17 protein-coding genes are annotated in these 20239 nt (G+C 69.5%); 11 read left to right on the top strand and 6 right to left on the bottom strand.

Features of this window, described 5'->3' with window-relative positions; translation table 11 throughout:
- The first annotated feature begins 159 nt into the window (after positions 1 to 159).
- From octT to ACQEVO_RS23440, 4 genes are all read left to right on the top strand, one after another.
- Positions 160 to 852 (top strand): diglucosylglycerate octanoyltransferase, encoded by a 693-nt coding sequence (gene octT / locus ACQEVO_RS23455; protein WP_432922953.1) that lies wholly within the window; start codon positions 160 to 162, stop codon positions 850 to 852.
- Between the two features lie 3 nt (positions 853 to 855).
- A complete protein-coding gene (locus tag ACQEVO_RS23450) occupies positions 856 to 1698 on the top strand; it encodes a DegV family protein (RefSeq protein ID WP_432916893.1) in 843 nt (280 codons plus the stop codon).
- 185 nt (positions 1699 to 1883) lie between these two features.
- Positions 1884 to 2771: a helix-hairpin-helix domain-containing protein gene (locus tag ACQEVO_RS23445; RefSeq protein WP_432916890.1), complete on the top strand. Its 888-nt coding sequence runs from the start codon at positions 1884 to 1886 to the stop codon at positions 2769 to 2771.
- A gap of 112 nt (positions 2772 to 2883) precedes the next feature.
- The gene (locus tag ACQEVO_RS23440) at positions 2884 to 4518 is read left to right on the top strand and encodes a ComEC/Rec2 family competence protein (RefSeq protein WP_432916888.1); all 1635 of its coding nucleotides are present in this window, start codon (positions 2884 to 2886) and stop codon (positions 4516 to 4518) included.
- 166 nt (positions 4519 to 4684) lie between these two features.
- On the opposite strand, the gene ACQEVO_RS23435 is transcribed toward ACQEVO_RS23440, so the two are convergent.
- Positions 4685 to 5344, bottom strand: coding sequence for a GAP family protein (locus ACQEVO_RS23435; protein ID WP_432916885.1), 660 nt, complete (start codon positions 5342 to 5344; stop codon positions 4685 to 4687).
- A 169-nt stretch (positions 5345 to 5513) separates the two neighbouring features.
- On the opposite strand from ACQEVO_RS23435, the gene holA reads away from it, so the two are divergent.
- Positions 5514 to 6485, top strand: coding sequence for a DNA polymerase III subunit delta (holA, locus tag ACQEVO_RS23430; RefSeq protein WP_432916882.1), 972 nt, complete (start codon positions 5514 to 5516; stop codon positions 6483 to 6485).
- Positions 6486 to 6703: 218 nt separating this feature from the next.
- Here the strand turns inward: holA and ACQEVO_RS23425 are convergent, their stop codons facing one another.
- Positions 6704 to 6949 (bottom strand): hypothetical protein, encoded by a 246-nt coding sequence (locus ACQEVO_RS23425; protein WP_432916879.1) that lies wholly within the window; start codon positions 6947 to 6949, stop codon positions 6704 to 6706.
- A 147-nt stretch (positions 6950 to 7096) separates the two neighbouring features.
- Positions 7097 to 7357 carry a 30S ribosomal protein S20 gene (gene rpsT / locus ACQEVO_RS23420; protein ID WP_280397213.1) on the bottom strand — a complete coding sequence of 87 codons (261 nt, stop codon included), beginning with the start codon at positions 7355 to 7357 and terminating at the stop codon, positions 7097 to 7099.
- Between the two features lie 388 nt (positions 7358 to 7745).
- On the opposite strand from rpsT, the gene ACQEVO_RS23415 reads away from it, so the two are divergent.
- Positions 7746 to 8546: an aquaporin gene (locus ACQEVO_RS23415; RefSeq protein ID WP_432916875.1), complete on the top strand. Its 801-nt coding sequence runs from the start codon at positions 7746 to 7748 to the stop codon at positions 8544 to 8546.
- A 25-nt stretch (positions 8547 to 8571) separates the two neighbouring features.
- Here ACQEVO_RS23415 and ACQEVO_RS23410 read toward each other — a convergent pair whose 3' ends face one another.
- Positions 8572 to 9147 carry a type II toxin-antitoxin system PemK/MazF family toxin gene (locus tag ACQEVO_RS23410; RefSeq protein WP_432916872.1) on the bottom strand — a complete coding sequence of 192 codons (576 nt, stop codon included), beginning with the start codon at positions 9145 to 9147 and terminating at the stop codon, positions 8572 to 8574.
- 112 nt (positions 9148 to 9259) lie between these two features.
- Here ACQEVO_RS23410 and lepA point away from each other — a divergent pair, with 112 nt between their 5' ends.
- The 3 genes from lepA (at position 9260) to ACQEVO_RS23395 (ending at position 15771) form a co-directional block, all read left to right on the top strand.
- Positions 9260 to 11137: a translation elongation factor 4 gene (gene lepA, locus ACQEVO_RS23405; RefSeq protein WP_432922950.1), complete on the top strand. Its 1878-nt coding sequence runs from the start codon at positions 9260 to 9262 to the stop codon at positions 11135 to 11137.
- A gap of 216 nt (positions 11138 to 11353) precedes the next feature.
- Positions 11354 to 13861 (top strand): hypothetical protein, encoded by a 2508-nt coding sequence (locus ACQEVO_RS23400; protein ID WP_432916869.1) that lies wholly within the window; start codon positions 11354 to 11356, stop codon positions 13859 to 13861.
- Positions 13862 to 13965: 104 nt separating this feature from the next.
- On the top strand, positions 13966 to 15771 hold the full coding sequence (locus ACQEVO_RS23395; protein WP_432916866.1) for a hypothetical protein: 1806 nt from the start codon (positions 13966 to 13968) through the stop codon (positions 15769 to 15771).
- 163 nt (positions 15772 to 15934) lie between these two features.
- Here ACQEVO_RS23395 and ACQEVO_RS23390 read toward each other — a convergent pair whose 3' ends face one another.
- Both ACQEVO_RS23390 and ACQEVO_RS23385 read right to left on the bottom strand, forming a co-directional pair.
- A complete protein-coding gene (locus ACQEVO_RS23390) occupies positions 15935 to 17959 on the bottom strand; it encodes a glycoside hydrolase family 15 protein (protein ID WP_432916863.1) in 2025 nt (674 codons plus the stop codon).
- 34 nt (positions 17960 to 17993) lie between these two features.
- Positions 17994 to 18656 carry a class I SAM-dependent methyltransferase gene (locus ACQEVO_RS23385; RefSeq protein ID WP_432916860.1) on the bottom strand — a complete coding sequence of 221 codons (663 nt, stop codon included), beginning with the start codon at positions 18654 to 18656 and terminating at the stop codon, positions 17994 to 17996.
- A gap of 170 nt (positions 18657 to 18826) precedes the next feature.
- On the opposite strand from ACQEVO_RS23385, the gene ACQEVO_RS23380 reads away from it, so the two are divergent.
- Positions 18827 to 19036, top strand: a complete 210-nt coding sequence (locus ACQEVO_RS23380) for a hypothetical protein (RefSeq protein ID WP_432916858.1) — start codon at positions 18827 to 18829, stop codon at positions 19034 to 19036.
- A gap of 139 nt (positions 19037 to 19175) precedes the next feature.
- Entirely contained in the window at positions 19176 to 20204 is a 1029-nt protein-coding gene (locus ACQEVO_RS23375; protein WP_432916855.1) for a sulfate ABC transporter substrate-binding protein, read from the top strand.
- Positions 20205 to 20239: the final 35 nt, after the last annotated feature.

Here is a 20239-nt window from a genome sequence, read left to right as displayed (position 1 = left end):
ACAGCCGAGCCGGTGGGTAGTGAGCCGGATCCGGCCGGGCCGGTAGCCGGTCCGGCCGGATCGGAGCGTGTTGCGGCCGCGGATCCCACCGGCGGCTCCGCCGCAGCCCTCCCACTCGACGGGCCGGGGTCCGGCGATCCGGCGGCACGACGGCCGGTACTGCTGGTGATCGCCGATTCGCTGTCCTATTTCGGGCCCAAAGGCGGTCTCCCCGCCGATCATCCGCGGATCTGGCCGAATCTGGTGGGGTCCGAGCTCGACTGGGAGGTCGAACTCGTCGCCCGGATCGGCTGGACCTGCCGGGACGCATATTGGGCGTTGATCGGCGATCCGCGGATCTGGGCGGCCGTACCGCATGCGGGCGCGGTGGTCTTCGCGGTGGGCGGGATGGATTCCCTGCCCTCACCGCTACCCACCGCGCTGCGTGAACTGATCCGCTATGTCCGGCCGGCCGGGTTGCGGCGGGTGGTGCGCACCGCCTACCAGTGGCTCCAGCCCAGGGCGGCGAAACTCGGCCGCCGGGTGGCGCTGCCGCCCGAGGTCAGCGTCGACTATCTGGAGCAGTGCCGTACCGCGCTGAGCCAATTGCGGCCGGAACTGCCGATGGTGGCGGTACTTCCGTCGGTGCACGATTGCGAGGCCTACGGCCGGGTACACCGTGGCCGGGAGCCGGCGGTGCGGGCGCTCGAGGCATGGTCGGCGCGCACCGGGGTCCCGCTGGTGGATCTGAAGGCGGCCGTGCACGACAACATCTACTCCGGCGACGCCAACCCCGACGGTATCCACTGGGGCTGGGACGGGCATACGGAGGTTGCCAAAGCGATGGTGAAAACACTGCGCGAGGTGGGATGAGACGTGGCGGTCGTGGTGGTCACCGATTCGTCCGCCAGCCTGCCCGCGGACCTGATCGGCGAGCTGGGTGTCGCCGTGGTGCCCTTGCATGTGCTGGTGGGTGATACGGCGCTGCGCGAAGGGGTCGACGACCTCGATATCGACTATGCCGCGGATTCGGTCAGCACCTCGGCACCGTCCCCGGGGGAACTGCGCAGCGCCTATGCCGAGGCGCTGGCGCGCAGTGGCGGTGACGGGGTGGTCGCGGTGCATCTGTCCCGCCAACTGTCGGCCACCTGGGAGTCGGGCCGGCAGGCGGTACAGGATATGGGCGCCGAAGAGTCGGTGCGACTGGTGGATTCGCTCGGCGCGGGTCTGGCCACGGGGTTGCCGGTGCTGGCCGCCGCACGCTGCGCGTCCACCGGCGCGCCGCTGGACGCGGTGCACCGGGCCGCGGTCACCGCGGCGGAGAATTCGCATACGTTCATCGTGGTCAACCGCACCGAACAGCTCCGCCGCGGCGGCCGGCTCAGCACGGCGGCGGGTTTTTTCGCCAGTGAGCTGGTGAGCAAACCGATTCTGCAGCTGGTGCAGGGGCGGCTGGAGTTGCGGGAAAAGGTGCGCACGCGGTCGAAGGCGGTGGCGAAGCTGGTGGCGGCGGCCGTCGCAGCGGCCGGATCGGGGGACGCGGTGCTGGGGGTACAGCATCTGGAGGCGGCCGACGCCGCCGAAACGGTGACAACCCAGCTGCGCGAACGTCTTCCGCACGTCCGGGAAATACTCACCGCGGAGTTCGGGCCGGCGCTCGCGGTGCACCTCGGCGTCGGTGCGGTCGGTGTGCTGGTACTGCCCGGCGGGTGCGGCTGAACCACAGCTCTGCCGTCGGTTGATCTGGCGCGGCCTCGTGACCGCGCCCCTGCCGGGCCGGGTGTGGCCGGTCCGCTGTTTTTCCGCTCCAGACGGTTGTCCACAGGGCCGCGTTTTCCACAGAGTTTCTGAAATGCCTGGTGAGGGCAGTGAATCGACGTTCGCGTGCGCTTAGCGTCGCGAGCATGGCACGACAAGACGAGCGGGAACGGGTACGCAGACAGCTGGGCGGGTTCTTCGACGGCAGACCACGCGAGGAACTCGATACCGACACACCGCGGCCGGATACCGCATTCACCGACGACGACGATTCGGTACGCACGCCCCGTTGGCTCGACGAGCCGGCTCCGCTGACATGGCGTGAACGCCTGCTACCACCGCGGTTCCAGGGTGCGCGCCTGGATCCGGGGCGGCGCGGAGTGGTGATCATGGCGGGGATCGGGGTGGTCGCCTTCCTGGTGACGCTGGTGGTGGTGTTCTGGGAACGCCCTGTCGCACAACCGGTTCCCCCGCTACCCGCCGCTTATCCTGCGCCGTTGCCCGCGGGGCAATCCGAATCCGGAAGCCCGCCCGCCGCGCCCGGAACCGCGCCCGCACCGCCGCCACCGGCCGAATTGGTGGTGAGCGTGGTCGGTTTGGTGCACGAGGCCGGTCTCGTGCGGTTACCGCCCGGTGCCCGGGTCGCCGACGCGCTGGACGCCGCCGGGGGAGTGCTGCCGGGCGCCGACGTCACCGGGCTCAACCTGGCTCAGCGCCTGGCCGACGGCGACCAGGTCCGGGTCGGCGCCGTCGATACGGCCGTCCCGCCGGCCGGCAGTGCGACGGTGAGCGGGTCCGGGCCGGTGGGTTCGGAGGCCGAGGGCGCGGCACCCGCCGCCGGAACTCCGGTGAACCTGAACACGGCCACCGAGGCCGATCTCGACGCCTTGCCGGGCGTCGGCCCGGTCACCGCGAAGGCGATCATCGCCTGGCGGGAGACGAACGGGCGGTTCAGCGATGTGGAGCAACTGGCCGAGGTCGACGGGATCGGGCCCGCGCGGCTCGCCCGGCTGAAAGAGCTGGTGACGGTGTGAACGGTGCGCCAGCGTTGGCAGCCGACCTCATCGGGTTTCCGCCGCCGGTCGGCGGTGTCGCCGGACGGGTCCCATGGTGGTTCGTGCGGACGGCAACCGTCCGTCTTCGCCGGTGAGGGGGCCGGGTGGGGCGGCGGAGCCGGGTGGCAGCGAGCGGCCGGCGGACGATGCCGGTGGTAAACAGCAGGTACTGGACGCGCGGTTGCTCCCGGCGGCTCTCGTCTGCTGGCTGGTGACGATTGCGGCGGTCGGCTCGGGATGGGTCGCCGGGGCTGGAGCGGCGATCGGCCTGGCGGTGGTGGCGCTCGTTTCGTGGATGCTGCTGTGGATGGGGATCGCGGCACGCGGCGAGCGGTACCGGGTGGTGGTCACGACGGTTCTCGGTGCGGCCGTGCTGGGTGCGGGGTTCGGGCTCGCCGGGGCCTGGCGCGAATACCAGGTGAGTACCCATCCGCTGCGGGGCGTGCCCGACGAAGCGTCCGTGCACGTCGTGATAACGCCCGGCGACGATCCGAAACCGGTGCGCGGCAGCGGTTCCGGGCGGGGACGGCTGTGGGTGGTCCGGGCCGAACTGCGGGAGTTCCGATACCGCGACAGCGTGCTCCGCGCGGGCGGCGCGGTGGTCGTACTGGCCGCGGGGCCACGCTGGGGCGAACTGATTCCCGGGCAGTCGATCGAATTCCGGGCCCGGACCGCACCACCACGGCAACACGATCTGACCGTTGTCACCCTGCGCCCGGTCGGTGCACCGGCTCCGGCCGGGCCACTACCGTGGTGGCAGGCACTGGCGGCGGGCGTGCGCTCCGACCTGTCCACGGTGGCGGAGGCCGCGCTCGAACCCGAGGCGGCCGGCCTGCTACCCGCACTGGTCGTGGGGGACACCTCGGGACTATCCGATCAGCTGCACGAGGATTTCGTGGCTTCCGGATTACAGCACCTGTGTGTTGTCAGCGGCGCAAACTTTTCGATCTTGATGACCGTTGCTCTGGCCGTGACGCGCATGCTGACGTGCGGTCCCCGGATGTCCTTCGTGGTGACCGGTGCCGCACTGGTGTTCTTCGTGATCATCGCCCGGCCCGACCCGAGCGTGCTGCGGGCCGCGGCCATGGGGTCGGTGACCTTGCTCGCCCTGATCACCGGCCGCCGAAGGCAGGCGCTGCCGGCGTTGTGCGCGGCGGTGATCGGACTGCTTCTGATCTGGCCCGAACTCGCGGTCCAGGCAGGTTTCGCGCTGTCGGTGCTGGCCACCGGCGCGCTGTTGCTCTTGGCCCCGAGCTGGGCCGACTACCTACGGGACCGGGGCTGGTGGCGGCTGCCGGCCGAACTGGTCGCGGTGGCCGCGGCAGCATTCGTCGTCACCACGCCGATCACCATCGCACTGTCCGGACAGCTGAGCCTGGTGGCCGTCGCCGCGAATATCCTCGTGGCTCCGGTGATCGCCCCGATCACCGTGCTCGGGGCGACCGCAGCGGTCGTGGCCACCTGCTGGTACCCGCTCGCGGAGCTGATCCTGCGCGCCACCGGGCCACCGCTGTGGTGGCTGCTCACCGTCGCCACCGAGGCAGCCGCCGTACCGGGTGCGGTGATCACTGTTCCGGGTGGTGCGCCCGGAGGCTTGTCCGCCGCTCTGCTCGTCGCCGCGGGGATTCCCGCGCTCCGGCTGCCAGGAGTCCGGCGACTGGTGCTCGCGGTGGCTCTGGGTGTCCTCGCCGCATATCTGCTTCGGACCCGGTGGTTCCCGGGGTGAGTACGCGCAGACCGGTCACCGCGAGCGGTGGGCGTGCGGTCGTCGGGTCGACGGCGTCGTGCAGCGATCGGGCTCTGCTCCGCGCAGCGGCGGTTCTGCGGAACGGCTGCCGATCCCGGCAGTGCGGAGGTCGGTCCGGGCAGGCGATAACGCCGGGTTCGCGTGCTCAGAGCCCGCCGATGCCCTTCCCGAGTACCACCGTGCCCATGAGCACCAGGATGATCGCCAGCACGATGTGGTTGTTGTCCTGCAACATCGTGCGCAGCCGCTGGAGTGGGCCGCGCAACCGGTCCGCGCGCAGGGTGTACCCGAAGATCACCGCCAGCACGGTGGACGCGGCGAGCAGGGTGAACACCACAATCGCGACGAACTGGCCGCCGAGGGCCGTGCCACTGGAACCGATCACCACACCCGCCGAGAGGCACAGCAGCAGGTTTTTCGGATTCACCGCCGACAGCACCGCGCCCAGCTCGGCGGCCCGGACGACAGTGAGCTCGTCGACCGCGCGCATCCACCCCGGTATCTCCTTGTCGTTGCGCTCCCGCCATTGCACGACGGCCAAGGCCAGCAGCAGTATCCCGAGCAGAATCTTCAGCCATGCCCCCGCCGCGGACGGTTCCCGATCGGCCGACCCGCCGAGCGGGCCCGCGAGCAGTGTCACGACGACCGTCACCGCGGCGATTCCGGCCACCCACCCGGCCGCGAACCCGCGACTTGCGCTGCCCGCCTCGGCCGACAGGATCATCAGAATCGCCGCCACGATCGGGATGGGGGAGATCGCCACACCCACCGCGAGCGGAAGCAGATCGCCCAGGACATCGCCCATGCCCTGGACCGTAGAGCAGAAACCCCGGCCGCCGCCCTGTTCACCGGCCGCGGCCCTGTGTCGTAGCGCCATTGTGACCGCCCCGTGCCTGGAGAGACCCGGTGTGACATCCGGGGCCGGGTGAGGCCGATACCGGGGATTGTGCGGGTCCGGCCGTACGATCGGAGCCGTGAGCGAGCGAGTGGCGGCGGTGCACCTGGTGCTGGGGGAAGAAGAGCTGCTGATCCAGCGGGCGGTGGCGGGAGTGGTCGCGCAGGTGCGGGCGGGTGCGCCGGATCCGGACGGGGTGCCCGTCGACCGGCTGCGCGCCGGTGATGCCAGTAGCGCGGAGCTGGCCGAACTGCTGAGCCCCTCGCTGTTCGCCGAGGACCGGGTGATCATTCTCGAGGCCGCCGATCAGGCCGGCAAGGATGCCGTGGCCGTGATCTCCGACGCCGTGGCCGCACCACCGGAAGGGGTGGTGCTGATGGTGGTGCATTCCGGTGGCGGGCGGGCCAAAGCGATGGTGCCGGCGCTGCGCAAGGCCGGGGCCGAGGTGCACGAATGCGCGAAGCTCACCAAGGCCTCGGAGCGGGCCGAATTCGTGCGCGCGGAATTCCGGGCCGCGGGGGCGCGGGTATCCGGTGAGGTGGTGGCGGCGGTGCTGGACGCCGTCGGGTCGGAGCTGCGGGAACTGGCGGCGGCGTGCTCGCAGCTGGTCGCCGATACCGGCGGCAAGCTCGACCTCGCGGCGGTGCGGCGGTACTACTCAGGTAAGGCGGAGGTATCGGGTTTCGAGGTCGCGGACTTCACCGTGGCCGGGAACCGGGCGGGCGCGGTGGAGGCGCTGCGCTGGGCACAGGACCGCGGCGTCCCGCATGTGGTGCTCGCGGACGCACTGGCGGATTCGGTGCACACCATCGCGAAGGTCGGTTCGGCGGGTCGCGGGGATCCGTTCAAACTGGCGGGACCACTGGGTCTGCCGCCGTGGAAGGTGAAGAAGGCGCAGGCTCAGGCGCGCGGCTGGACCCCGGCCGCGATCGGCTCCGCGCTGCAGGTTGTGGCGACACTGAACGCCGATGTCAAAGGTGGGGCCGCGGATTCCGGCTTCGCCCTCGAGGACGCGGTGCTGAAATTGCTGGCGCTCCAAGGACGCGACTGACCGGCCACCAGGCCGAGGCTTCCGGATGCGGGACACAGCTGCGGACCCGCCGCAGGGGGCCCGGGGTGGTGCGAGGGCATCGCTGCGGTGCCGCGTTCGCGGGCAACGCCGACGCTGCTATCAGGACGACATAGCCGAGCGGTCGCTGTACCGCGGCCGCAGTGAGGCGGACACGGCCGGGCGTACGCGCGGCACGAGGCGGATCCGGCGGAGGCGGGTTATTCGACCGCGCTGAGCTCCAGGGCTTCCTCCGCGACCTCCTCGAAACGCCCCTCCCACTCTTCGTAGACGGGGGTCTCCTCGTCGCGGGTGACCATCCAGACGCAGACCTGACTGCCGTCGTCATCGGCGGGTACCAGTACGTTCTCGATCTTCACGCCGATACCGAGTACCTCGGCGGCGCGAATGACGCCGGGCAGGTCCTCGGCTTGGACGACCGATTGGTTCGCATACAACATAACCATGCGCCGCATGCTACGACAGGCGCCGGACCGCCGGGCGCGCGCCATCCGGTACTGCCTCGGAAAACACGCGCTGACCGAGCCCGGGTACACCAAAAGCCGCCGTGGTCGTCGACGCCGCGGCGGCTTTGTGCGAAAGAGATCGAACGATCAGAGCTTGTTCAGTGCCAGCGCCATCGCCGACTTCTTGTTGGCGGCCTGGTTGGCGTGGATGACGCCCTTGGAGGCGGCCTTGTCGAGCTTGCGGCTCACGAACTGCAGGCGCGCGGTGGCGGCTTCCTTGTCACCGGACGCGGCAGCCGCCCGGAAGGCGCGGATATGGGTGCGCAGCTCGGATTTCACCGACTGGTTGCGCTGGCGCCGCGCCTCGTTGGTGCGGATCCGCTTGATCTGGGACTTGATATTGGCCACGCCGGTATCCTCTGGTTCCTGTCTGGTTCGGTCGGGAAAGTCTGTATGCGCGTACCGGCCCTGGATTCAGCCAAGCCTGGATTTCTCCGGGCACGGGGTACGGCAACGCCGGGTGGCCAGATTACCAGCATGTGGCGGGGCCACGAAATCGCGGGTGCGGCCGCATGCCGCGACCTGGCCCGATGCCGTTGAGATGATCGTTTGTGCGGCGTAAGGTCCGAATAAATCTCCGCATGGGTGAGTCGGCCCCGGAGTCGGTAGTGACGCGTGATCACGTAGAACCCTCGCCCATGCGAAATGGGCACAGCACGAGTTTTCCCAGCAGGACCAGGAACTATCCGGTGTGCGTCCGCGTCGGCGCAGTGATCCTCTCGGAAGGCGGTTTTTCATGTCCTCCAGTGCGCAGCAGGAACAGCAGGTCGTCCAGGCCAGTCATGAAGCCACCAATGTGCAGTCCGACGGCAAGAAATGGGCGGCCGAGGCGGTGGGCACATTCGTTCTCGTGATGGGGGGTGTGGGCACGGCGGTGATCGCCGGCGACAAGGTGGGGCCGCTGGGTGTGGCGCTGGCTTTCGGATTGAGCCTGCTGCTGCTCGTGTACGCGATCGGCCCGATCTCCGGTTGTCATGTGAATCCTGCCGTCACCCTGGGGCAGTTGCTGCTGGGCCGGTTGTCGCCGGTCAGTGCGGCGGGATACATGGTGGCGCAGGTGGTGGGCGGCCTGGTCGCCGGTCTGGTGCTGTTCGCCGTCGCGCGCAATCTCCCCTCCTACGATCGCGCGGTGTCGGGGCTGGGCGCCAACGGGTGGGGTGAGCACAGTCCGTCCGCGGTGACCGGTCCGGCCGGCAATTTCGTGCTCCAGGAGGGGTACGGGATGGCCGCGATGATCATCATCGAGGTGATGCTCACCGCACTGCTGGTCTTCGTGGTCCTCGCCTCGACCGATCAGCTCTCCGATGCCCCGCAGGCGGGTCTGGCGATCGGTTTCACGCTGGCGGTCATCCACCTGATCTCGATTCCGGTCGACAACACCTCGGTGAATCCGGCGCGCAGCCTGGCAGTGGCGCCCTACCAGGACGGGGCGATGGCCCAGCTGTGGGCGTTCATCGTGTTCCCGCTGATCGGCGGCGTGCTGGGAGCGCTGCTGTACGGGTTGCTGTTCGGACGGTCGCGGGAACTGAAGGCCTGACCGGCCGCCGCTGCCGGGCCGCGCGTCAACTCCAGTGGTATTCGCGGACCAGCCGGTGCGCGACCCGGTCGAACAGTGTGCGCGGCAGGATCGCGCCCTCGCGGCGGATACCGTCCTCGGGCACGTCGAGCACCCGGTCCAGCCGGACCCAGCTGGGCCGGCCCTGGTGGTCCCAGGTGCCGGCGCCGATACCGACCCAGTCGGGATGGTGGTCGCGGTCGGGGTTCGAGCTGAGCATCAGGCCCAGCAGGGTGCGCCCGTCGCGCCCGACCACCAGCACCGGGCGGTCCTTGCCGTTGGCCGGGTCGTCCTCGTAGCGGACCCAGGTCCATACGATTTCGCCGGGGTCGGCGCGGCCGTCGAGTTGTGGTGCGTAGACGACCCGCCGGGCGCGCTGAGCGGTCGGGACGGGTGTGGAGGCCGCGGGCCGGACCGGGATGCCCTTGGGGCCGGTGACCGCGCGCGGCGCGCGGCGGGTGGCGGTGCCGCGGTCGAACAGTGCTTCCACCAGTCGCGGTGCCTGCCGCCGGACGAGTTTCGGGCCCTGCTGGATCGCGATCGCGGTGAGCTGCTTGCCGAGACTGTTCCAACTGCGGGCCATCTCAGGAGAATAACGGCACACCCGCCCGGTGGAATATCACCGCGGCGGGACCTGGGGGACCGGCGGCCGTGCGCACCATGGGACGATGGTGGCCAGTACGCCCGATACCCCCATGAGGAGTGGAGTGCCCGCCAGCTTCGCCGATACGACGTTCACCGATCCGTCGCGGATCCGGAACTTCTGCATCATCGCGCATATCGATCACGGCAAGTCGACGCTGGCCGACCGGATGCTGCAGCTCACCGGGGTCGTCGAGGAACGGCAGATGCGCGCGCAGTACCTGGACCGGATGGATATCGAACGTGAACGCGGGATCACCATCAAGGCCCAGAACGTCCGGCTGCCGTGGACGCCCGAATCGGGCGCGCACAAGGGTGAGGATTTCGTCCTGCACCTGATCGATACGCCGGGGCACGTCGACTTCACCTACGAGGTCTCGCGCGCGCTGGAGGCCTGCGAGGGCGCGATCCTGCTGGTGGACGCCGCGCAGGGGATCGAGGCGCAGACGCTGGCGAATCTGTACCTGGCACTGGACAAGGATCTGGAGATCATCCCGGTCCTGAACAAGATCGACCTGCCGGCCGCCGATCCCGAGCGTTACGCGGCCGAACTGGCCCATATCGTGGGCTGCGAGCCCGAGGACGTGCTCCGGGTGTCCGGTAAGACCGGTGTGGGCGTGACCGAACTGCTGGACCGGGTGATCGAACGGGTGCCGGCGCCGGTGGGCGACGCCGACGCACCGGCCCGGGCGATGATCTTCGACTCGGTCTACGACACCTACCGCGGCGTCGTCACCTACGTCCGCGTGGTGGACGGCAAACTCACCCCGCGCGAGAAGATCAAGATGATGTCCACCGGCGCCACGCACGAGCTGCTGGAGATCGGGATCGTCTCGCCGGAGCCCAAACCCACCCAGGGGCTCGGGGTCGGCGAGGTCGGTTACCTGATCACCGGGGTGAAGGATGTCCGGCAGTCGAAGGTCGGCGATACCGTCACCTCCGCCCGCAACGGCGCCACCGAACCGCTCACCGGTTATCGCGAACCGCGGCCCATGGTGTACTCCGGCCTGTATCCCGTGGATGGATCCGACTATCCGGACCTCCGGGACGCGCTGGACAAACTTCAGCTCAACGATGCCGCGCTCACCTACGAGCCGGAGACCTCGGTGGCGCTGGGCTTCGGCTTCCGCTGCGGGTTCCTCGGACTGCTGCATATGGAGATCACCCGCGAACGCCTGCAACGCGAGTTCGGTCTCGACCTGATCTCCACGGCGCCGAACGTGGTGTACCGCGTGGTGATGGAGGACGGCGCGGAACATATCGTGACCAACCCCTCGTACTGGCCGGAAGGCAAGGTACGCGCGGTGTTCGAGCCGGTGGTCAAGGTCACCATCATCGCGCCGAGCGAATTCATCGGCGCCATCATGGAATTGTGCCAGTCGCGGCGCGGTGACCTGGGCGGGATGGACTATCTGTCGGAGACCCGGGTCGAGCTGCGCTACACCCTGCCGCTGGCCGAGATCATCTTCGACTTCTTCGATTCGCTGAAATCGCGCACCCGCGGTTATGCCTCGCTGGACTACGAGGAAGCGGGCGAACGGGAATCGCAGCTGGTGAAGGTCGATATCCTGCTGCAGGGTGAGGCCGTGGACGCGTTCAGCGCCATCGTGCACCGTGATGCCGCGCAGGCCTACGGGCACAAGATGACCACGAAACTGCGCGAGCTGATCCCGCGGCAGCAGTTCGAGGTGCCGATCCAGGCGGCCATCGGGTCGAAGATCATCGCCCGCGAGAACATCCGCGCCATCCGCAAGGACGTGCTGGCCAAATGCTACGGCGGCGATATCAGCCGTAAGCGCAAGCTGCTGGAGAAGCAGAAGGAGGGCAAGAAGCGGATGAAGACCATCGGCCGGGTGGACGTTCCGCAGGAGGCGTTCGTGGCCGCCCTGTCCTCCGATGCCCAATCCGATAAGCCGAAGGACAAGAAGTAGTCACCCCGTCCGGGTAGTATCCGCCTGCCGCTCCCGCGGGAGAGTGGCTGTGCGATTGCCCGTCGCGCCACCGTCTTCGCCGGGGCCCGCCCGTTCCTGGATATCGGCTGATAACGAAAATGTGACAGTCGTAGATGTCGACAATAGGCTGGTAACGGATCCGGGCCGGGTCGACGACGGTGCGGTCGCTGGTGAACGCGAGAGTGGAGTTATGGAATGGCGCGTGATCTGCCGTTCGACGGCGAAGAAGAGGTCGCCGAGCGGGGCGGTGACACCGCCTATCGTATTGCCAGCGGCACCGCCCGCGTCGCGCGCGGTGGCGCGTATGTGACCGGTGGCGCGCTGATTGCCGCCAACGGTGGCGGGGTCCCGGCGTCGCCCGGCGAACTGGACAGCCGCAACGCCGGCTGGGCGCGCAATGTCGACCCGGATCCCGATGTGCCGAGCCCGGTGGTCACCTTCCCGGACCCCGAACCGGTTGCGCCGGAGGATATGCCGTTCGGCTCCCCGGGCGACGCGAGTGTCACCATGCCGTTGCCGCACGGCACTCTCGATATCCAGGTCGGCGGGCCGGACGATTTCGATTTCGACGATGCCGCGCCCTTCGCACCGCGGTCGATGGACGAGGTCCCGGGGCTGTCGCTGGTTCCCGGCGGGCCCGGCGGCGAGGCACCGGGTAGCGGCTTCGGTCCGGGTACCGGAGTACCCGAGCCGGGTTTCCCGGGTGTCCCGGAGTTCGGTCCACCCGCCCAGGGGATCCCGGGCCTCGACGGTATTCCGGGGCTCGGCGCGGACGGTCCCGGCCCGGACGACGGCGGCTTCCCCTTCCCGGGAGCCGGCGACTTTCCCGTACCCGGTACCGAAGGGTTCGGTGCGCCGGGCGGTTTCGAGCTGCCCGCACCCGGTGACGCGTTCCGGACCGATATCTTCGACTTGTCCGGGTTCGATCCGAGTGCCGCCGGGCAGCCGCAATCGGTATCGCGGACCATGGATTCCGATTCGGGCGGCGGGGATTTCGGGCTGCCCGATTTCCTGGGCGGTGTGCGTACGGCCGGGGAGAACGGTTCCGCCGAGACAGCCGATGCCGACTGGTTCGAGTACTCCCTCGACCTGCACACCGGCGGGATGGCGGGCTTCGCGCTCGGTGGTGTCGGCGGGTCCGTCACCGTCGATTCCGATCTGTCCATCGATATCGCGCTGGGGCCGGACGGTTTCCGGGCCGACAGCGACTGGGACTTCGGGATCACGACGCAGGACGCCTTCGCGCTCGACGAACAACTCGATCAGTACATGGGGTGGGCGCAGACGGGCGCCGGTGCCCCGGACGCGGCACCCGGCCCGCAGCCGGATCCGGCGGGGCCGGCGGCCGCGCCCGAACTGGACGGAGCAGGACAACGCGCGGATTCCGCGGTCCCGGCCGGTGGTACCGGAACGGGTCTGGCATCCGGCCAGACTGCGGCTGCCGGTCCCGGCGCGGCCGCGGTTCCCGGGGCCCCCTCGGCAGCCGGTCTCCCCGGGGGACCCGGTGCCCCGGTGCCGATGGCCGGTGGTCCGGCTCCGATACCCGCCGCGGCGATGGCGCCTGCCCCGGCGATGGCGCCCGCCCCGATGGCGCCGGTCGCCCCCGTGCCCGTGGTCGCCGTGCCGGTACCGCCGCCCGTGGCGCCCGCGGCCGTGGCACCGGCGGTGCAGCCGGTGGCGGCGACACCGCTGCAGACCACGGTGCAGCCCGATGCGGCGACCACCCCGGTGGCGCATGTGTTCCAGCCGCCGGCGGGACAGTCGCCGTTGACGGCGCCGGCGGCGCAGCTGCCGGATCTGTTCCACCGGTTGCCGCAGCCGCCGAAGCCCGACACACAGCCGCCCGCCGAACCCGGCCTGCCGGAACAGTCCACCATCGTGCTGCCGACCACGACCGCGCCCGTCACCACCTCCGACGGTGCCACCACGACGCCGGATACGACCACCACCGGCCCCGGCGGATCGACCACCACCGGCCCGGACGGTTCCACGACCACCGGCCTCGGCGGTTCCACCACCACTGGCCCGGGTGGCTCGACGACGACCGGGCCGGACGGATCGACCACCACGGGTCCCGGCTCGGGTACCACCACGCCGGACGGCAGCAGCACCACCACCGACGGCACCACCACACCCGACGGTTCGACCACGACCTCCGAACTCACCGAAACCGACGGATCGTCGCCGACGAGCAGTTCGGGGGAGCCGACCACCGGCACCGAGGGCGGCTCGACCACCGGTGAATCCGGCAGCGTCACCACCACCGTCCCCAACCCGTCCACCGGCGACGCCGGCGGCACCACCACCGAACCCATCGGTGGCGGCACGGGGACCGGCGGCGCGACCCCGTCCACGGTCGAGGTGCCGACCCACCAGGTTCCGACCGTCGACCAGCCCGTGACGCCGGTTCCCACCGTGAGCGTGCCGGATCAGCCGAGTGTGCCGGACGCACAGGCACCGGCCGTGCCGCAGCCGATGCCGACACCGTTGCCCGCGCCACAGGTGAAGCCCGTCGCCGATCACGGTGCCGTGGTCGTTCCGTACGATGGTTCCGGTTTCGCCGCCGATCCCTACCCCGATCACACCGTGCTCGGGTTCGCCGGTGGCGGGCTCACCGGTGACCTGTCGGCCGGATTCATGCCGCATACTGCCGCGGTGGCCGATGATTCGGTTGCCGACCCCGCTTTCTGGGTATATTTCTGACGGTTCACGGCCGATCCCGGATTCGTCCGGTCGGGTGGGCGGGGAGGATATCGGCCGGATTCCGGCCGAACGACGTGTTGTGACCGAGAGCGAAGGAGCAGGGCTTGTCTGCCGTAGCCGGACCGCGGGCCGCCACGGTGAAGAATCCGGAGGTGATGGCCCCGCTCATCCAGATCATCGACGAGCTGCGGGATGTTTCCCGCACCGCCAGCCGTAACGATCTGCGGGGCCGGCTCGGTATGGTCCGGGCGCGGGTCGCCGATACGCGGGTTCGGCTGGTGGTGGTCGGTCCGCCGAAGAGCGGGATGAGCACGCTGGTGAACACGCTGGCGGGCGCGCCGATCAGTGCCACCGACACGCCGATCAGCGTGCCGGCGATCGTGGAGTACGGCCCCGAACCGACGGCCACGCTGATCCGCCGGGAAGGCGGCGGCCGGGTCCGTCGTCAGCCGGTCGATCCGCTGAACCCGGCTCCGGCGCTCACCGCCCAGGGCGTGATCCGCGCCGATTTCACCCAGCCGAGCCCGTTGCTGGCCGAGGGGATCGTGCTGATGGACGCGCCGGGTGCCGCGCTCCAGGATCGCACCACGTGGTCGATGATCGCCGCCGCCGATGCGGTGCTGTACGTCGGCGACGCCGGTGCCGAGTACAGCCGCGACCAGATCGCGCATCTGCGGCAGATCGGGCAGGTCTGCCCGACGGTGATCTGCGTGCTCAACAAGATCGACCGCAATCCGCACTGGATGCAGGTGCAGGAGCGCAACCGGGAGCTGCTCGACGCGGCCGGGCTGGGCTACGCGGTGGCCCCGGTGTCGGCGCTGCTGCACCATCAGGCGCAGCAATCCGGTAACCAGCAGCGGGCGGTCGAATCCGGGCTGCCGCAGCTGATCGAGCATCTGCGCGACTATGTGGTGGGTCATGCCGATGCGATGGCCGTGAAATCCGCGGTCCGCGATATCCAGCTCGTCGGTGACCATCTCGGTGTGGTGCTGCGCACCGAGGCCGACGCCCTGCGTGATCCGCGCCGGCGCGCGCATGTCACCCAGCAGCTGGCCACGGCCCGCGACCAGGCCGATCAGCTGCGGCAGCGCACCGCGACCTGGCAGATCACCCTGGCCGACGGCAGTACCGAACTGATGGCCGATATCGAGCACGATCTGCGGCACCGGCTGCGGATGCTGATGCGGGACGCGGAGGCCGAGATCTCCGGAACCGATCCCGCGACCCGCTGGAAACGGTTCGGTAGTGATCTCGAGGGCCGGATCGCCGCGGCGGTCGCGGAGAATTTCGAGATCGCGAACTATCGGGCGGAGGAACTCGGCGAACAGGTCGCCGCGCGTTTCCCCGCCGATCACCGCCGCCCCGATCTCCCCGATATCCGTCCGCAGTACGCCTCCGACCTGCTCGAGGACGTGGCGCCGCTGGAACCGTTGCAGAGTGCGAAAGCCGGTGTCACCGAACAGTTCCTGTCGGCGCTGCGCGGTTCCTACGGCGGTATCCTGATGGTCGGCCTGGCGACCAGCCTGCTCGGCATGTCGCTGGTGAACTGGTATTCGGCCGGGGCCGGTATTCTGCTCGGCCTGCACGCCCTGTGGGAAGACCGGCGGGCGCGCCGGTTGCGCCGGCAGGCCGAGGCGAAAACCGCGGTATCGCGGCTGATGGACGATGTGGTCTTCCAGGTGGGTAAGGAATCACGTACCCGCCTGCGCGAAGTCCAGCGCGTCCTGCGCGACCATTTCACCGATATCGCCACCGACGCCCTGCGCGCGGCGGACGAGGCGCTGCGGGTGGCCGAGGAGGCCGGGTCGCAGTACGGCGACCGGGGCGCGGAACGGCTCGCTCGGCTCGATACCGATCTGGGTAAGCTGCGCGACCTCCGGCAGCAGGCCGACAGTATCGCCGCCGCCTGAGCGCGTCAGGCCCGGAGGCGGTAGCGCAGCGTCACCACGCAGGGCCCGCGCTCGGGCGCCATGGACACAGCCTGAGCGCGTCGGGCCCGGAGGCGGTAGCGCAGCGTGACCACGTAGGGCCCGCGCTCGGGTACAAACAGGCACAGCCCGAGACCGCGGAACGTCAGCGGGTACCGCCGATATTGCGCGGACGGCTGCGCCACGGGGTGGCGTTACCGGTTTGGTGATGCGCGGGACGGAAGGTTCCGGCCGGTTCCGCTTCCTCGGCCCGGATGAGGTGGGTGACGGCGTTGATCAGCGCCAGGTGGGTGAAGGCCTGCGGGAAATTGCCGAGGTGGCGTCCGGTGTAGGGGTCGATCTCTTCCGCGTAGAGCTTCAACGGACTGGCGTGGGTGAGCAGCCGTTCGCAGAGCACCCGGGCGCGGTCGATCTCGCCGATTTCCACCAGCGCCGAAACCAGCCAGAACGAGCAGATGGTGAATGTGCCCTCGGAGCCGGACAAGCCGTCGTCGGTGGATTCGGTGCGGTAGCGCAGGACCAGCCCGTTCTCGGTGAGCTCGTCGGCGATCCCGAGCACGGTGGCACGGACCCGCGGATCGTCGGCCGGTAGGAAGCGGAGCAGCACCACGAGCAGCAGGGAGGCGTCCAGCGTCGTACCGCCGTAGACCTGGGTGAACCGGCCGCGCTCGTCCACCCCGTGGGCGAGGACATCGGCGTGGATCTCCGCGGCGATCTCGTGCCAGCGCCGGGCGATGGTGGCCTGCCCGTGCAGTTCGGCCAGTTTCGCGCCGCGGTCCAGCGCCACCCAGCACATCACTTTCGAACAGGTGAAATGCTGCGGTTCGCCGCGTACTTCCCAGAGGCCGCGGTCGGGTTCGCGCCAGTTCGCGATGGCGGCGTCGACCTGCCGTTTCAGCATGGGCCACAAGGTTTCCGGGAAATGCTGCCGCGATTTGACGTGCAGGTACACCGCGTCCAGCATGGTGCCCCAGATATCGTGTTGTTCCTGCTGGTACGCGTCGTTGCCGATGCGCACGGGTCGCGCGTGGCCGTAGCCGGAGAGATGGTCGAGGGTGGATTCGGGGAGTTCGCGTTCCCCGCCGATCCCGTACATGACCTGCAGCGGTACCGGTTCGCCGTCGGGTCCGGTGGTGGCGTCGTGCAGGAACGCGAAGAAATCGTCGGCCTCCCGGTCCAGACCGAGGGTGTATCCGCCCCACAGGGCGAAGCTGGAATCGCGCACCCACGAGTAGCGGTAGTCCCAGTTGCGTTCCCCCCCGGGTGTTTCCGGTAGCGAGGTGGTGCCCGCCGCCATCAGCGCGCCGGTCGGCGCGTAGGTGAGGCCCTTCAGTGTGAGCGCGCTGCGTTGCAGGTAGCGCCGCCACGGATGATCGGGGAAATCGCCGAGAGTTATCCACTGCCGCCAGCATTCGATGGTGGTCCACATCTTGGCGGCCGCTTCGTCGAAGCTGCGCGGAGCGGTGGTGTCGGACCAGGTGAGCGCGACGTATGCGTTATCGCCCTCGGACATCCGGGTGCGGGCACGGGCTTCCCGGCCCTCCAGGCCCAGGCGCAGGTCGGTGGTGAGTATCAGGTTCGGGCCGGCGGTGGGGTCGGCGGCACAGACCGCGGTCGCCTCCTCGTACACCTTGCCGGTGTATTCCCAGCAGGCCGTGGCCCGGTGATAGTCGAACGACGGTTCGCAACTCAACTCGAGTTCGACGAAGCCGCTCACACATTTCACGGTGCGCAGCAGCATATGCTCGGCATCCCAGTCGGTGGGGGTGCGGCGATGCGTGCGGCTGCGTTGCTCGGTGTCGTGCCACGGGCCCAGGACCAGCGCGTCGCGCACGATCAGCCAGCCCGTCGAGGTCTGCCAGGTCGTCTCCAGGATCATCCCGCCCGGCAGGTACCGCCGGGCCGCCGGAACCGAATGCCCGTACGGTCCCAGCCGGAAATGGCCGGCGCTGCGATCGAGCAGTGCGCCGAAAACACTGGGGGAATCGGGCCTGGGTACACACATCCATTCGACCGCCCCGCTGCTGGCGATCAGGCAGGTGGTCTCGCAGTCGGAGAGGAAGGCGTAGTCGTCGATTGCCGGGAAATTGTTCTGGCGGCGGGGCGCCGCCGGAGGGTCCGGTGTTCCGGCGGCCGGTGGCGCGTGCTCGGGACTCGGCATAGCACCCATGATGTGCCGCCGAGCCCGAGTCGTCCACCACGGCTCACTCCATGCGCCGGATCCGGGCCAGCCATGCGGCGAGTTCGACCTTGCCCGATGCGTCGACCACCAGATCGCCGACTTGATCGGCATTCGCCCGGGTGATCCGGCCGTAGTACCGGTCCGGCCGGATGTCCTCGACTTCCCAGCCCGGCCCGATGAAGGAATCGCGGATCAGGTCTGCCCCGATGCGGGGACCGAATCCCGGTTCGGTGTCGGAGAGCGCCAGGACGTGCACACACCCGCCGGGTTTGCACAGCCGGTGCAATGCCCGGACATAGGCGGCTCGCGCCCCGTCGTCCTCCAGGAACACATGGAAGAGGGCACTGTCGACGACGGTGTCGAAGATGCCCAGCGCGTTGTCCGGCGAATCGGCGAGGGCGACCATATCGGCCACCTCGAACCGGGCGGCGGGTACATCCTTGGCCGCGGCGTTGCGGCGCGCGTAGGCGACGGCGCTGGGGGACAGGTCCACCCCGAGCACGTCGTAACCCAGCGCGGTGAGCGCGATCGTGTGTTCGCCGGCTCCCGCGCCGGGGTCGAGGATCCGGCCGCGGAGCCGTCCACCCCGTTCCAGGGCGACGATCGCGGGTTGCGGTTCGCCGATGATCCACGGCGCGGTGTCGTTGTCGTAGGCGGAGTTCCATACCTCGGTGGTCTCGGTCATGACTTCAGCCTGCAACCTCGAGCACACTCGAGGTCAACCCGAGCCGGGCTCGGCGGCGCGATACCGTCGCCCGCGCTCCGGCTCGGAGCGGCGAATTGCGGACCGCTTGTCCGGCCGCCGCCCGTGCCGGGTGGGCGGAGCCCCTACCGCGGTGTTCTACGCTGGTCGCCGTGGAGCGTATTGCCGGCTGGTGGGACGGGTTCGAGTTGTGGGTGGCGGGGTTGCCGTTCATCCCGCAGTTCCTCGTGGTGCTGGTGGGGATGGTGCCGATCAGTTTCGGTATCGCCTACCTCATCGACCGGACCCTGCACCTGGCCGATCGTGCGCTGGGCCGCGACGAAACCGGCAACGGCCGCGATACCGGAAACGAGGTGGGCTGATGCCGCGCTCGCGGGTACAGCTGGCGCTGGTGGCGCTGCTGGTGCTGGTGGTCATCGCCTGGTTGTTCACCCTGTGATCGGCCTCGGTGGCGCCGCATCCGTCCGAGAGCGGCGCGGATCGGGCGCGGAAAGATCGACGATGGCACGTACCGGTCGCCCGGCTCGCCGCCTGCTCGCGGCCCTGGTGGCGTTGCCGGTGTTGCTGAGCGCGTGCGCGGGCGGTTCCAGTGACGAGGTCGGGGGCGGCGGGGCCGACGGTAGCGGCGGTACGGTCGATCTGTACGCGTACGCGATCCCCAAACCCGGTTACGACCTGGTCGTACCGGCCTTCAACGAGACCGAGGCGGGTGCGGGTGTGGAGGTGCGCCAGTCCTACGGTGCCTCCGCCGATCAATCCCGCAAGATCGCGCGCGGCGCCCCCGCCGATATCGTGAGCTTTTCCCTGGAACCCGATATCACCAGGCTGGTGGATGCCGGGCTGGTGGATCCGGACTGGAACGCCGACGCCACTCGCGGGATCCCGTTCGGTTCGGTCGTCACCCTGGTGGTGCGGGCGGGGAATCCGAAGAATATCCGCGGCTGGGACGACCTGCTGCGCCCGGATGTCGAGGTGGTCACCCCCAACCCGTTCAGTTCCGGTTCGGCGAAATGGAACCTGCTGGCACCGTACGCGGCGGCCAGTGACGGGGGGCGGAACCCGCAGGCCGGGATCGACTACCTGAACCGGATGCTCACCCAGGTACGGGTCCAGCCGAAATCCGGCCGGGAGGCCACCGAGGCCTTCCTGCAGGGCACCGGCGATGTGCTGATCAGCTACGAGAACGAGGCGATCTTCGCGCAGCGGCACGGCGATCCGGTGGAACATATCGTCCCGGAGACCACGTTCAAGATCGAGAATCCGGTCGCGGTGCTCGAACACGCCCAGCATCCGGAACAGGCACTGGCGTTCCGCGACTTCCTGTACACCCCGGCCGCGCAGCGTGCCTGGGCCGAGGCGGGTTTCCGTCCGGTCGATCCCGGGGTCGCCGCCGAGTTCGCCGCACAGTTCCCGCAACCGGCCACGCTGTACACGATCGCCGACCTCGGTGGGTGGGAGACGGTGGAGACCGACCTGTTCGCCCCCGACGACGGTGCGATCGCCGTGGCCTACAACAACGCGACCGAGTAGCCGGGTGACCCCGGACACACGCGATACTCGATACT

The sequence above is a fragment of the Nocardia sp. CA-290969 genome, from assembly GCF_050936135.1.
GTDB lineage: Bacteria > Actinomycetota > Actinomycetes > Mycobacteriales > Mycobacteriaceae > Nocardia.
This window is presented reverse-complemented; position numbering and strand designations above follow the sequence as displayed.